Origin of the sequence: Streptomyces sp. NPDC002889 (genome assembly GCF_042888425.1) — a bacterium.
Classification (GTDB): domain Bacteria; phylum Actinomycetota; class Actinomycetes; order Streptomycetales; family Streptomycetaceae; genus Streptomyces.
Map to the genome: position 1 here is coordinate 154809 of NZ_JBIAPT010000016.1, position 13280 is coordinate 168088.

The following is a 13280-nucleotide window of genomic DNA, read 5'->3' on the forward strand; positions in this document are numbered from 1 at the left end:
GCATGCCGCTCATGAATCGTCTTGTGCTGGACCGGCTCGAGGAGCTGGGCACCCAGCTGACCTTCTACGGACGCTCCCTGGCGTGGACCGGGCGGACGCTGCGCCGCTACAAGAAGGAGACCCTGCGGCTGCTCGCGGAGGTGAGCTTCGGCCGCGGGGCGCTGGCCGTCGTCGGCGGCACGGTCGGCGTGATCGCCTTCCTGTCGTTCTTCACCGGTACCGAGGTCGGTCTGCAGGGGTACGCGGCGCTGAACCAGCTGGGCACCTCGAACTTCGTGGCGTTCCTCTCGGCGTACTTCAACACCCGTGAGATCGCGCCGCTGGTGGCGGGACTTGCCCTGTCCGCGACGGTGGGCGCCGGGTTCACCGCCCAGCTGGGCGCGATGCGGATCAGCGAGGAGACCGACGCGCTGGAAGTGATGGGCGTTCCCTCGCTGCCGTTCCTGGTGACCACCCGGATGATCGCCGGCTTTGTGGCCGTGATCCCGCTCTATGTGATCGGACTGCTGTCGTCGTACTTCGCGGCGCGGACCATCACCACCGGCTACTACGGGCAGTCCACCGGCACCTACGACCACTACTTCCAGCAGTATCTGCCGCCGGTCGACGTGCTGTGGTCCTTCGGCAAGGTGATCGTCTTCGCCGTCGTGATCATCCTGGTCCACTGCTACTACGGCTACTACGCGAGCGGCGGCCCGGCCGGTGTCGGTGTCGCGGTGGGCCGCGCGGTGCGCACCTCCATCGTCGCCGTCAACATCCTCGACTTCTTCCTCAGCCTGGCGATCTGGGGCGCCAACACGACTGTACGGATTGCGGGGTAGTGCCGATGCGCATTCCAGGACCGGCCTTGTCATCGGCCGTGGCGCGCAGCACCCGGCTGCGGCTGTACGGCATCGCCTTCCTCGTGGTCATGGCGCTGCTGCTGTCGCTGTCGGTGGCCGTGTACCAGCAGGTGTTCACCTCGGTCGTACGGATCACGCTGGAGGCTGACACGCTCGGCAACCAGCTGGACCCGCGGGCGGATGTGAAGCTGCGCGGGCTGCTGGTGGGCGAGGTGCGAGCGGTGCGGGCCGACGGGCGCAAGGCGACGGTCGACATCGCGCTGAAGCCGCAGCATGTCTCCCGTATCCCGGCCGATGTGCACGCCCGGCTGCTGCCCAAGACGCTGTTCGGCGAGAAGTTCGTCGATCTGGTTCCGCCCCGTGGGGCCGCGGGGCGGCACATCCGGGCCGGTGATGTGATCACCCAGGACCGCACCACGGTGGGCATCGAGGTGCAGCAGCTGCTGAACGACCTGCTGCCGCTGCTGCGCACCGTGCGGCCCGCGGAACTCAACGCCACGCTGACCGCGTTCGCCACCGCGCTGGAGGGGCGCGGCGACCGTATCGGCGCCAATCTGACCCGCGTCGAACGCTACTTGCGCGAACTGAATCCCCATATGCCGTCCCTGAAGGAGGACATCGCGCGCTTCGCCGATGTGGCGGAGGTGTACGGGGATGCCGCGCCCGATCTGATGCGGATCCTGCGCAACTCCGTCACCACCAGCCGCACTCTCGTCGAGCAGCGGGACCGGCTGGCCGAGGGCCTCAAAGCCACCACCACGGTCGCCGGCACCGCCGAGGAGTTCTTCGACGAGAACGGCGACCGGCTGATCACGCTCGGCCGTGTCTCACGGCCCACGCTCGCGCTGTTCGCCCGCTACTCCCCCGAGTACCCGTGCCTGCTCGACGGCCTGGTGAAGCAGGAGAAGGCTTCCGAAGAGGCGTTCAGGGGCGGCCAGATGCGTATCACGCTCGAATTCGTCCGCCCGCGACCCGCGTACCGACCCGGTGAGGAACCGCGCTATGCAGAGCGCTCAGGACCCGATTGCAGAGGTCTGCCCAGCCCCCCTGTGCCCGCACCGGACATCCGTCTCGACGACGGTACGTCGCATACAGCGGCGAGCGGCCCGCCCGGCGGGGCCGGGGTGTCGGCCACCGCGGCCGAGCAGCGGGCCGTCGGCTCCCTCGTGGCCCCGGTCCTCGGGGTGCCGGCCGACCGGGTGCCCGCGGTCGCGACGCTGCTGTTCGGTCCGATGGCCCGCGGAACGGCGGTGAGCGTCGCATGAGGACGACACGCGCCACTGACACGGCCGCTCCGCTGATCAAGTTCAGCCTGTTCGGGGTGGTGACGGTGCTGGCCACCGCGCTGCTCGCGGCGACCATCGTGAACGTCTCGTTCGCTGCCGAGGACACCTACCGGGCGGTGTTCAGCGATGTGACCAGCCTGGAGGAGGGCGACGACATCCGGGTGGCCGGTGTCCGGGTCGGCGAGGTGCAGGACATCGCGATCAAGGACCGCACGCTGGCCGAGGTGACGTTCACGGTCCGCCGTGACCGGCCGCTGCTGACCAGCACCGGCGCGGTCATCCGCTACCGCAGCCTGGTGGGTTCGCGCTATGTCGCGCTGACCGAGGGCGCGGGCGACGGCACGCGGCTGAGGCCCGGCGGGGTGATCCCGCTGTCCCGCACGAAGCCGGCGCTGGACCTCAACGCGCTCCTCGGCGGCTTCAAGCCGCTGTTCGCCGCGCTGAGCCCCAAGGACGTCAACCAGCTCGCCACTGAGATCGTCAAGACCCTCCAGGGCGAGGGCGGGACGGTCAACAGCCTGCTCGCGCACACCGCGTCGCTCACCACGACGCTCGCCGACCGTGACGAGCTGATCGGGTCCGTGATCGACAACCTCAACACGGTGCTGCAGACCCTGGACAAGCGGGACGCCCGCTTCTCCGGGCTGCTCAAGCAGCTGCAGCGGCTGATCTCCGGGCTGTCCGCCGACCGCAAGCCCATCGGTGCGTCCCTGGCGGGCATCGACGGGCTGACCGAGGCCACCTCGGGTCTGCTCGAGGACGCCCGGCCGGCGCTCCGCGACGACATCGCCGAGCTGACCGAGCTCACCGGCACGCTCAACGACAACGAGAAGACCGTGGAGGGCGTGCTGAAACGGCTGCCGAACAAGCTCGACAAGCTGACGGGGACCGCCTCGTACGGCTCCTGGTTCAACTTCTACCTCTGCGACTTCGACGGCCGGATCGTGCTTCCGAAGACCCGGGATGTCATCACCCCCGAGCTCCATGTCGCCCGGGCGAGGTGCTCATGATTCCGTTCCGCGAGAGAAATCCTGTGGTCATCGGAGCCGTGGGCGTCACCACGCTCGCGCTGCTCGCCGTGGCCGCGTTCAACGCCGACGGCCTGCCGTTGATCGGCGACGGCGAGACCTACAGCGCGGCGTTCTCCGAGGCGGGCGGGCTCAAGCCCGGGGACGAGGTACGGATCGCCGGGGTCAAGGTCGGCAAGGTCGACGAGGTCGACCTGGACGGTGACCATGTGAAGGTGACCTTCCGGGTCAAGGGGGAGCCGGACTTCGGCACCAGGACCGGGGCGGCCATCAGGGTCAAGACGATCCTGGGGGCCAAGTACCTGGCGCTGCAGCCGAAGGGCCCGGGGCAACTGGCGGCGGGCAGTGAGATCCCGCTGAACCGGACGGTTCCGGCGTACGACGTCGTGGCGGCGTTCAGCGATCTGACGACGACCACGGAGAAGGTCGACACGGACGGGCTGGCCAAGGCCATGGACACGATCTCCGCCACGTTCGAGGACTCCCCGGACGAGGTCCGGCAGTCCATCAAGGGGCTGTCGAAGATCTCCCGGACGGTGGCCTCCCGAGACCAGGCGCTGCGCGAACTCCTCGATCACGCCAACGGGGTGACCGGTGTGCTGTCGGAGCGCTCGGGCGAGTTCTCCGCGCTGATCAAGGACGGCGACAAGCTGTTCAAGGAGATAGCCGCGCGGCGGGCGGCCATCCACTCGCTGCTCAAGAGCTCGGCCGCACTCGGCATCCAGCTGTCCGGTCTGGTCGAGGACAACGAGAAGGAGATCGGCCCGGCGCTCAAGGGCCTCAATCAGGTGGTCGCCATGCTCGAACGCAACCAGGCGAGCCTGGACCGCAGCGTCCAGCTGCTCGCGCCCTATGTGCGGGTCTTCACCAACACCCTCGGCAACGGCCGGTGGTTCGACAGCTACATCCAGAACATGGTCGCCGCCCCGGTGGTCCCGCGGAAGGGAGGTTCGTGATGAGCCGCTTTCGGTCGAAGATACGCGGCACAGCCACCAGGCGCGTGGCACTTGCCGTGGTGTTCGCCCTCGTCGCGGGCACGACGGCGGTCGTCCTGTGGCCCCGCTCGACGCCGGTCCGGGTCACGGCCTACTTCCCCCGCACCGTCGGCATCCACCCCGGCTCGGACGTGCGCGTCCTCGGGGTCCGTGTCGGCGAGGTCAAGGAGATCACTCCGCAGGGCCGCAGGGTGCGGGTGGAGCTGGAGTACGACTCGGGTCGCAGGATCCCCGCCGACGCCCAGGCCGCGATCATCAACTCCTCGGTCGTCAGCGACCGTTACCTACAGCTGCTGCCCGTCTACCGCGGCGGGCCCGCGATGGAGGACGGTGCGGTCATCCCCGAGAGCCGTACGGCCGTGCCGGTCGAGCTCGACCGGGTCTTCGACAGTCTGCACACCACGGCCGAGGCGTTCGGCCCCCAAGGGGCCAACGCAGACGGTTCGCTGTCCCGGCTGCTCGGGGTGAGCGCGGACAACCTCGGCGGCCAGGGCGAGAAGCTCCACCAGACGGTCGAGGACCTGTCGCTCGCGGTCACCACCTTGTCGGACGGCCGGAAGGACCTGTTCGGCACCGTACGGAATCTGCAGGTGTTCACCGCGGCGCTGGCCGCCGACGACAAGAACGTCCGGTCGTTCAACGACAGTCTCGCCGAGGTGGCCGACCAGCTCGCCGGGGAACGCAAGGACCTGGCCGCCGCGCTGCGCCACCTCGGCAAGGCGCTCGGCGATGTGTCCACGTTCGTACGGAACAACAAGAAGGCCCTGACGTCCGACGTGAAGGGGCTCAGCAAGGTCACCAAGGTGCTGGTCACCCAGCGGGCGGCCCTGGCGGAACTGCTGGAGGTCGCACCGGCCGGACTGTCCAATCTGCAGAACGCCTACAACCCCTCGTCCGGGACGCTCGACACCCGTAACAACCTCGAGCAGTCCCAGGATCCGGCCGCGCTGCTGTGCTCGCTGCTGCGCACGACCGGGGACGCCGGGGGCAGGAACCCCGACTGCAAGGAGCTCGACGAGCTCTTCGACACCCTGCCCGAACTGCCGCACACCGCACCGGTGTCGGGCACCGGACCGGTCGACCGGACGCTCGGCGGAATCCTGGAGGCCGGGGCATGAGGAGCAAGGGCGTCATGACTGCGCTGCGCAGGGGCAGGGCGGCGGCCGTGTGGACGGCGCTGGGCTCGGTGGTGCTCACCGGCTGCGAGTTCAACGGCCTGTACGAGGTGGGGCTGCCGGGCGGCGCGGCCACCGACAGTGACGCGTACCGCGTCACTGTCGAGTTCCGGGACGTACTCGACCTGGTGCCGCAGTCGGCCGTGAAGGTCAACAACGTCACGGTGGGTTCGGTCGAGAAGGTCGAGCTGGCCGGCTGGCACGCGCGGGTACGGCTGCGGGTCGACGGCACGGTGCGGCTGCCGGGCAACGCGATCGCCGAGCTGCGCCAGACCAGCATGCTCGGCGAGAAGTACGTGGCACTGTCCGCCCCGGTGGACACGGCCCCCGCCGGCCAGCTCGCCGACGGCGACCGGATCCCGCTGGCCCGCAGCGGACGCAACCCGGAGATCGAGGAGGTGCTCTCCGCGCTGTCGGCGCTGCTCAACGGCGGCGGGGTCGCCCAGCTGAAGACGATCACCGTGGAGCTGAACAAGGCTCTGGAGGGCCGTGAGAACCGGGTGAAGTCCCTGCTCACCGAGCTGGACACCTTCCTGGGCGGGCTCGACGGGCAGCGCAAGGAGATCGTGCGCGCACTCGAAGGGATCGACCGGCTGTCCAAGCGGCTCGCCAAGGAGAAGAAGACCATCGCCACGGCGGTCGACACCATGCCGGGCGCCCTGAAGGTGCTGGCCGACCAGCGGCGCAATCTGACCGCGATGCTCACCTCGCTGTCGAAGCTCGGCACGACGGGCACCAAGGTGGTCAACGGCTCACGGGCCGACGTGGTCGCCAATCTGCGCCATCTCCAGCCGATCCTGAAGCAGTTGAACAAGGCGGGCAACGATCTGCCCAACGCGCTGGAGCTGATGACGACCTATCCGTTCCCGCGCAATGTGACGGACGCCATCAAGGGCGACTACGTCAATCTCTCGATCACCGCCGATCTCGACCTGGCGAGCGTCTACGGCAACCTCGCGGACAAGCCGCCGGAGAAGCCGGGCGCACCGGATGTGCCCGAGCCGCCGAAGGTGCCGGACGTTCCGGAGCTGCCCGACGTACCGGGCGTCCCGCTGCCCACCGGGCTGCCGCAGGGCCCGGGGGCGCCGCGGTCACCCGGATCACCCTCGGCGCCGTCCGGTGGTGAGGCTCCTCTGTGCCCGCCGGTGTGCACCGGCAGTTACGCCGCCTACGGAAGCCCGGACAAGGACGGCGACCGCTTCCCGGCCGGGGTCGATCTCGCTCTCGCCGAGCTCCTGCTGAAGGGGATGCAACCGTGATCACTCGTACGGTCAAGGCCCAGTTGCTCGCGTTCGCCGCGGTCACCGCCGTCGGCGTGTCGTACGTCGGCGCCCGCTACACGGGCCTGGCGGATCTGCTCCTCGACCGCGGCTACACCGTGCGCGCGGAGTTCGCCGAGTCCGGAGGCATCTTCCCCGGCGCCGAGGTCACCTATCGCGGGGTTCCGGTCGGCCGGGTCGGTGAGCTGCGGCTGGCCGGCGCCGACGGGGTCTCGGCGATGCTGGACATCGAGGACGGGGAACGGATACCCGCAGACACGCTCGCGGTGGTGGCGAACCGTTCGGCGGTCGGCGAGCAGTACGTCGATCTGCAGCCGCGCGGCAGCGGCCGCCCATATCTGGACGAGGGCAGCGTGATCGCCCGAGCCGACACACGGGTGCCGCTGCCGACCACGGATCTCGTGCTCGGTCTGGACCGGCTGGTCAAGTCCGTCGGCAAGGACGATCTGCGGATCACGGTCGACGAGCTCGGCAAGGCCTTCGCCGGCACCGGCCCGCATCTGAGCCGGCTGGTGGACTCCGGCAACAACCTGGTGGAGTCGGCGTCGGCCTCCCTGCCTCAGACCACGTCGCTGATCGAGGACTCGCGCACGGTCTTGAAGACACAGGCCGACAAGGGGTCGGCGATCACGTCGTTCTCGCATGATCTGGCCGCCCTGACCGCGGAGTTGAAATCGAGCGACGGCGACCTGCGCAGGCTGGTCGACTCGACCCCGTCGGCCGCGTACGAGGTGAACTCGCTGCTCAAGGCGAACAAGACCCATCTGCCCGTGCTGCTCGGCAACCTGATCAGCGGCGGCCAGATCACGGTGGCACGGCTGCCGGGTGTGGAGCAGGCCCTGGTCACCTTCCCGGTGGTCGTCGCCGGCAGCTCCACCGTGATCCCGGGCGACGGGACCACCCACTTCGGCATGGTCACCGGCGCCGACGATCCGCCGCCGTGCCGCCAGGGATACGGCACCCAGCGGCGCGACCCCTCGGACACATCCCGGCGCCCCGCGAACACGAACGCGCGCTGCACCGCCCCGCGCGGCAGCGCCACCTCGGTCCGCGGCGCCCAGAACGCACCCGGTGCCTCCACGGGCTCGGGCGCGGGCCGCGCCTCGTATGTCACCCCGTACGACCCGGAGACCGGCATCGTCGCCGGCCCGGACGGAACGCTCGTCGAGATCGGCTCGACGGGCGGCGAACAGAGCCTGCTCGGAAAGGACTCGTGGCAATGGCTGCTCGTTGGACCCATGGCATGAACGGGAGCATCCTCGCGCGCCTGACCCGGTGGCTGCGTCTGCTCGGTACGAGGACCTCGGCCGCCGCGCGGCGCGGCAGGGCACTGCCGGCGATGCTCGCGGTGGCGACGGTCGTGACGACGGCGCTGAGCGGCTGGCTCTGTGTCCAGGTGTACGAGCAGCGGGCCGCGGCGCACCGGCACCAGGAGATCCTGGCCGCGGCCCGGCAGTCCGCGCTGAACTTCACCTCGCTCGACTACCGGCGCTACGAGAAGGACAGCGCAAATGTGCTGGGGGGCGCCACCGGTGAGTTCAAGGAGCAGTTCGCGGCGCAGACGGCCGAGTTGACGAAGCTGGTCGCGGCCAACAAGTCGGTGTCGCAGGGGCAGGTGCTCGAGGCGGGCATCACGCGTGCCGACGAGCGCACGGCGCGCGTGCTCGTGGTCGCCGACAGCAAGGTGACCAACACCGCCGCCCCCGAGGGCCAGGCCCGCACCTATCGCCTGCAGCTCGATCTCGTACTCGAACGCGGCCGCTGGCTGACGTCCGCCGTCGAGTTCGTCGGCTGACGGCGCGCCCGAGCAGACACCAGTGACACCAGCAGTGAGGAGCAGGACCGTGGCGAACCCGACTGGACGAGGCTCCGGCGTCGCATCTCCCGGCCGCCGTTCCATGGCCGCGGCCGCCCGTGCGGCGGCCAAGCGCACGGAACGTGTCGGGCCCGGAACGGGGATGCCCGTCGGCGTGGCGGAGCGGGGCACCGACGTGAGTACGGGGCCGGTCGCGGTCCCCGATGTGGTGACGGTGGAACGACCGGACCGGGTGGAGCGGGCGGCGGTGCCGCTGGAGGCGCCCGACGACGCGGACCAGGGGCGACGGCCTGAGGAGCAGCACGCCGGGCCGGTTCTGCAGGCCGGGGAGCCTGTGGCCGGAGCGGCTCGGGCCCGGCGGCGTGGACGGTTCTGCGTCGCGCTGGCCGTACTGGTGACGGCGATGCTGGCCGCGGCCGCTGTGCTCGGGTGGAAGTACGTGGACGGACGGCGTACGGACGCGGCGCGGGTGCAGGCGCTGGCCGCGGCGCAGCAGGCGGCGCCGTCCGTGCTCTCGTACGACTACCGGCGGCTGGAGCGGGACTTCGCCGCGGCGCGCGGCCATCTGACCGGCTCGTTCCGTGACGAGTACGGCCGGACCACCAAGGCGGTGGTCGCACCGACCGCGGCCAAGTACCACGGGGTGGTCAAGGCGACGGTGGTGAAGCCGCCGGCCGGGGGCGCACCTGCCGCCTCGGTGGTGTCGGCGTCTGCGGACAAGGCGGTCGTGCTGCTCTTCGTCAACCAGGTGACCACGAGCACGCAGGTCACGGGGCCACGTGTCGATCTGAACCGGGTGCGGATGACGATGACCCGCACCTCCGACGGCTGGAAGGTGAGCGCGGTGGACGCGCTGTAGCCGTAGCGCGCGTATCCGCGCGGCGCCTCCCGTGCCGGGACGGCAGAAGCCTGTTGAGCAGGCCATCTGTCCCGGCACGGGAGGCGCCCTTTTTTGTCTGCCGGCCTTGACAGGTCAGCCCCGCCCGGGCAGTCTTCCATCAGGCAGAAACTAACTTCCGCAATACGGAAGGAGCGCGCAGCCCTCATGGCCCGCTTCCCGGAAGACGCAGTCACGGACCAGCGCTTCGACGTGAACCTCTCGATCCTCTTCACCGAACTCCCGCTCCTTCGGCGCCCCGCCGCAGCCGCGGCGGCAGGCTTCACGGCGGTCGAGCTGTGGTGGCCCTGGGCCGAGACCCCCACCCCGCCTCAGGCCGAACTCGACGCACTCAGGCAGGCACTCGATGACGCGGGAACCCAGCTGGTGGGCCTGAACCTCTACGCCGGGCGGCTGCCGGGCCCCGACCGCGGCGCGCTCTCGGTACCCGGCGAGGAGTCCGACCGCTTCCGCGCCAACATCGAGGTGGCCGCGGACTTCGCCGCATCGGTGGGCTGCAGGGCGCTGAACGCGCTGTACGGCAACCGCGTCGACGGCCTCGACCCACAGATCCAGGACGCCCTCGCCCTGGAAAACCTCGCGCTCGCGGCCCGCGCGGCCGACCGCATCGGGGCGATCCTGCTGGTCGAGACGCTGAACAAGCCGGAGTCGCCGCTGTACCCACTGGTCAGCGCCCCGGCCGCGATCGAGGTCGTCGACAGGGTGAACGCGGCGACGGGCCTCGGGAACGCGAAGTTCCTGCTGGACATCTACCACCTGTCGATGAACGGCGAGGACGTCAGCCAGGTCATCGCGGCGTACGCCGACAAGACCGGCCACGTCCAGATCGCGGACAACCCGGGCCGGGGCGCTCCCGGCACCGGCTCGCTCCCGCTGGAGCAGCTCCTCGACGAGCTGATGAAGGCCGGTTACGGCGGCTGGGTCGGCCTGGAGTACAAGGCCGGCGACCGTCCGAGCGCCGAGTCGTTCGAGTGGCTGCCCGCCCAGGCCCGCGCGGCCCGCCGGTCTCGCTGAACTCGCTGACGTATTGATGCCGTTAGGAAGGCACCCTCATGAGCACCCACGCAGACCCCGCCCGCCCGGCCCGTGTGGATTCGCCCCACCCGACCCAACCCAGGATTGCGTGGATCGGCCTCGGCATCATGGGCTCCCCGATGTCCGAGAACCTGCTGAAGGCGGGCTACTCCGTCACCGGCTACACCCTGGAGCAGGACAAGCTGGACCGCCTCGCCGCGGCCGGCGGCACCGCGGCCCCCTCCCTCGCGGAGGCGGTCAAGGACGCCGATGTGGTGATCACGATGGTGCCCGCGTCGCCCCAGGTCGAGGCCATCGCCTACGGCCCCGACGGAATCCTGGACAACGCGAAGTCCGGCGCGCTGCTGATCGACATGTCATCGATCACCCCGCAGACCTCGATCGACCTGGCGAAGGTCGCGGCCGACAAGGGAATCCGGGTGCTCGACGCCCCCGTCTCCGGCGGTGAGGCCGGTGCCATCGAGGCGGTGCTGTCCATCATGGTCGGCGGCGAGCAGTCCGACTTCGACAGCGCCCTGCCGATCCTCGAGGCCCTCGGCAGGACCATCGTGCTGTGCGGCCCGCACGGCTCCGGCCAGACGGTGAAGGCCGCCAACCAGCTGATCGTGGCGGTCAACATCCAGGCGTGTGCCGAGGCCGTGGTCTTCCTGGAGAAGTCCGGCGTGAACCTCCAGGCCGCACTGGACGTCCTGAACGGCGGCCTGGCCGGCTCCACGGTGCTGACCCGTAAGAAGGACAACTTCCTGAACCGGGACTTCACGCCCGGCTTCCGGATCGACCTGCACCACAAGGACATGGGCATCGTCACCGACGCCGCCCGCAACGTCGGCGCCGCCCTGCCCGTCGGAGCGGTCGTCGCCCAACTGGTCGCCTCCCTCCGCGCCCAGGGCGACGGCGGCCTGGACCACTCCGCCCTGCTCCGTTCCGTCGAGCGCCTCTCCGGCACCCAGGTCTGACCTGGCGCCACCCGTGGGCCTGCCCCATGGAAACCCACCACCGAACAGCAACCACCAACGCCCCCGCCCCGGCCCGGGCAAGACCCTGGTCAACCCCGGCCCCGTGGCCTGCCCCATGGAAACCCACCACCGGGCAGCAACCACCGACGGCCCCCGCCCCGGCCTACACGGACCGGGCAAGGCGCTGGCCAACCAGGGCCCCGGTAAGGCCCGGGCCGTGCAAGGCCCCGGCAAGCTTCCGGTCGGTGCCGGCGCCGACACCTGTCCTGTCGCGCCCAGGCGTCGGCGCCGGCCGGAACCCCATCTCTCAACTTCAACAAACTGTTGACGTTTCCTCTGGGGCGTATCTACGCTCCTCGGACCGTCACCAGTGCAACTCCCGTACGGAAGGCCACGATGTCGAAGCGCGTGCTCACGACCGAGTCCGGCGCCCCTGTCGCCGACAACCAGAACTCCGCCACCGCCGGCGTCGGGGGCCCGCTCCTCCTGCAGGACCAGCACCTGCTGGAGAAGCTCGCCCGCTTCAACCGTGAGCGTATTCCGGAGCGCGTGGTGCACGCGCGCGGCAGCGGCGCGTACGGATACTTCGAAGTGACCGACGACGTCACCGGCTTCACCGAGGCGGACTTCCTCTCCGCGCTGGGCAGGCGGACCGAGACGTTCCTGCGTTTCTCGACCGTGGCCGACTCACTCGGCGGCGCCGACGCGGTGCGCGACCCCCGGGGCTTCGCGCTGAAGTTCTACACCGAAGAGGGCAACTACGACCTCGTCGGCAACAACACCCCGGTGTTCTTCATCAAGGACCCGATCAAGTTCCCCGACTTCATCCACTCGCAGAAGCGCGACCCCTTCACGGGCAAGCAGGAGCCTGACAACGTCTGGGACTTCTGGGCGCACGCCCCCGAGGCGACGCACCAGATCACCTGGCTGATGGGCGACCGCGGCATCCCCGCCTCGTACCGGCATATGAACGGCTACGGCTCCCACACCTACCAGTGGACGAACGCGGCCGGCGCGGCCTTCTTCGTGAAGTACCACTTCAAGACCAACCAGGGCATCCGCTGCCTGTCGTCCGAGCAGGCCGCCGAAGTGGTCGGCAGCGACGCCGACTCGCACCAGACGGACCTGCTCCAGGCCATCGAGCGCGGGGTGAACCCGTCCTGGACCCTGTACGTCCAGATCATGCCGGCGGCCGAGGCCGCGGAATACCGCTTCAACCCGTTCGACCTGACAAAGGTGTGGCCGCACAGCGACTACCCGCTGCAGCGCGTGGGCCGCCTGGTCCTCGACCGCAACCCGGACAATGTCTTCGCCGAGGTCGAGCAGGCCGCGTTCTCGCCCAACAACTTCGTTCCCGGCATCGGCCCTTCGCCGGACAGGATGCTCCAGGGCCGGCTGTTCGCGTACGCGGACGCCCATCGCTACCGCCTCGGTGTGAACCACACCCACCTGCCGGTCAACGCGCCCAGGGCCGTGCCGGGCGGATCTGCCGAGAACTACGGGCGCGACGGCTTCATGGCCACACGCAACGGCTCGCGCCATGAGAAGAACTACGAGCCCAACTCGTACGCGGGCCCGGCCCAGACGGACTCCGCACTGTCGGCCCCACTGGCCGTCCACGGCTGGACGGGCACCCACCCCGCGCCTGAACACGTCAAGGACGACCACTTCTTCCAGGCAGGCGAGCTCTACCGTCTGATGTCGCAGGAGGAGAAGCAGCGTCTGGTCGCGAACATCGCCGGCGGCCTGTCCCAGGTCACCCGCGACGACGTGATCGAGAAGAACCTGGCCCACTTCCACGCCGCGGACGCCGACTACGGCAAGCGCGTGGAGGAGGCGGTCCGGGCCCTGCGCGAGGACTGAGCTCTCGGGCAGCAGCATCATGCAACGCCCTGGCCGCGTACGGGAGTCGACCGGAAGGTCCGCCTTCCGTACGCCGTCCGAACCGTCGGCCGCATGAACGACGGCC

General features: G+C 69.9%; 12 protein-coding genes. All 12 read left to right on the forward strand.

Features of this window, described 5'->3' with window-relative positions; translation table 11 throughout:
• The first annotated feature begins 2 nt into the window (after window positions 1–2).
• The 12 genes from ACFYWI_RS24440 (at window position 3) to ACFYWI_RS24495 (ending at window position 13174) form a co-directional block, all read left to right on the forward strand.
• Complete coding sequence (locus ACFYWI_RS24440; RefSeq protein ID WP_389236317.1) at window positions 3–821, forward strand: MlaE family ABC transporter permease; 819 nt, start codon at window positions 3–5, stop codon at window positions 819–821.
• Window positions 822–826: 5 nt separating this feature from the next.
• Window positions 827–2107: an MCE family protein gene (locus tag ACFYWI_RS24445; RefSeq protein WP_389236319.1), complete on the forward strand. Its 1281-nt coding sequence runs from the start codon at window positions 827–829 to the stop codon at window positions 2105–2107.
• Window positions 2104–3138, forward strand: a complete 1035-nt coding sequence (locus ACFYWI_RS24450) for an MCE family protein (protein WP_389236321.1) — start codon at window positions 2104–2106, stop codon at window positions 3136–3138. The genes ACFYWI_RS24445 and ACFYWI_RS24450 overlap by 4 nt, the downstream gene beginning before the upstream one ends.
• Window positions 3135–4112 (forward strand): MCE family protein, encoded by a 978-nt coding sequence (locus ACFYWI_RS24455; RefSeq protein ID WP_389236323.1) that lies wholly within the window; start codon window positions 3135–3137, stop codon window positions 4110–4112. Before ACFYWI_RS24450 ends, ACFYWI_RS24455 begins: the two co-directional genes overlap by 4 nt.
• On the forward strand, window positions 4112–5269 hold the full coding sequence (locus tag ACFYWI_RS24460; RefSeq protein WP_389236325.1) for an MCE family protein: 1158 nt from the start codon (window positions 4112–4114) through the stop codon (window positions 5267–5269). Before ACFYWI_RS24455 ends, ACFYWI_RS24460 begins: the two co-directional genes overlap by 1 nt.
• A gap of 14 nt (window positions 5270–5283) precedes the next feature.
• Window positions 5284–6585 carry an MCE family protein gene (locus ACFYWI_RS24465; RefSeq protein ID WP_389236327.1) on the forward strand — a complete coding sequence of 434 codons (1302 nt, stop codon included), beginning with the start codon at window positions 5284–5286 and terminating at the stop codon, window positions 6583–6585.
• Entirely contained in the window at window positions 6582–7853 is a 1272-nt protein-coding gene (locus ACFYWI_RS24470; RefSeq protein WP_389236329.1) for an MCE family protein, read from the forward strand. Before ACFYWI_RS24465 ends, ACFYWI_RS24470 begins: the two co-directional genes overlap by 4 nt.
• Window positions 7854–7945: 92 nt before the next feature.
• The gene (locus ACFYWI_RS24475) at window positions 7946–8401 is read left to right on the forward strand and encodes a hypothetical protein (protein WP_389236404.1); all 456 of its coding nucleotides are present in this window, start codon (window positions 7946–7948) and stop codon (window positions 8399–8401) included.
• A gap of 49 nt (window positions 8402–8450) precedes the next feature.
• Entirely contained in the window at window positions 8451–9281 is an 831-nt protein-coding gene (locus tag ACFYWI_RS24480) for a hypothetical protein (protein WP_389236331.1), read from the forward strand.
• A gap of 186 nt (window positions 9282–9467) precedes the next feature.
• A complete protein-coding gene (locus tag ACFYWI_RS24485; protein WP_389236333.1) occupies window positions 9468–10334 on the forward strand; it encodes a TIM barrel protein in 867 nt (288 codons plus the stop codon).
• Between the two features lie 38 nt (window positions 10335–10372).
• Window positions 10373–11311: a 2-hydroxy-3-oxopropionate reductase gene (locus tag ACFYWI_RS24490; RefSeq protein WP_389236335.1), complete on the forward strand. Its 939-nt coding sequence runs from the start codon at window positions 10373–10375 to the stop codon at window positions 11309–11311.
• Window positions 11312–11707: 396 nt separating this feature from the next.
• Window positions 11708–13174 carry a catalase gene (locus ACFYWI_RS24495; RefSeq protein ID WP_389236337.1) on the forward strand — a complete coding sequence of 489 codons (1467 nt, stop codon included), beginning with the start codon at window positions 11708–11710 and terminating at the stop codon, window positions 13172–13174.
• Window positions 13175–13280: the final 106 nt, after the last annotated feature.

Bases quoted from the DNA above. Each gene is read 5' to 3' on its own strand.
- ACFYWI_RS24440 (WP_389236317.1), top strand. From the start codon at position 3: ATGCCGCTCATGAATCGTCTTGTGCTGGACCGGCTCGAGGAGCTGGGC.
- ACFYWI_RS24445 (WP_389236319.1), top strand. From the start codon at position 827: ATGCGCATTCCAGGACCGGCCTTGTCATCGGCCGTGGCGCGCAGCACC.
- ACFYWI_RS24450 (WP_389236321.1), top strand. From the start codon at position 2,104: ATGAGGACGACACGCGCCACTGACACGGCCGCTCCGCTGATCAAGTTC.
- ACFYWI_RS24455 (WP_389236323.1), top strand. From the start codon at position 3,135: ATGATTCCGTTCCGCGAGAGAAATCCTGTGGTCATCGGAGCCGTGGGC.
- ACFYWI_RS24460 (WP_389236325.1), top strand. From the start codon at position 4,112: ATGAGCCGCTTTCGGTCGAAGATACGCGGCACAGCCACCAGGCGCGTG.
- ACFYWI_RS24465 (WP_389236327.1), top strand. From the start codon at position 5,284: ATGACTGCGCTGCGCAGGGGCAGGGCGGCGGCCGTGTGGACGGCGCTG.
- ACFYWI_RS24475 (WP_389236404.1), top strand. From the start codon at position 7,946: ATGCTCGCGGTGGCGACGGTCGTGACGACGGCGCTGAGCGGCTGGCTC.
- ACFYWI_RS24485 (WP_389236333.1), top strand. From the start codon at position 9,468: ATGGCCCGCTTCCCGGAAGACGCAGTCACGGACCAGCGCTTCGACGTG.
- ACFYWI_RS24490 (WP_389236335.1), top strand. From the start codon at position 10,373: ATGAGCACCCACGCAGACCCCGCCCGCCCGGCCCGTGTGGATTCGCCC.
- ACFYWI_RS24495 (WP_389236337.1), top strand. From the start codon at position 11,708: ATGTCGAAGCGCGTGCTCACGACCGAGTCCGGCGCCCCTGTCGCCGAC.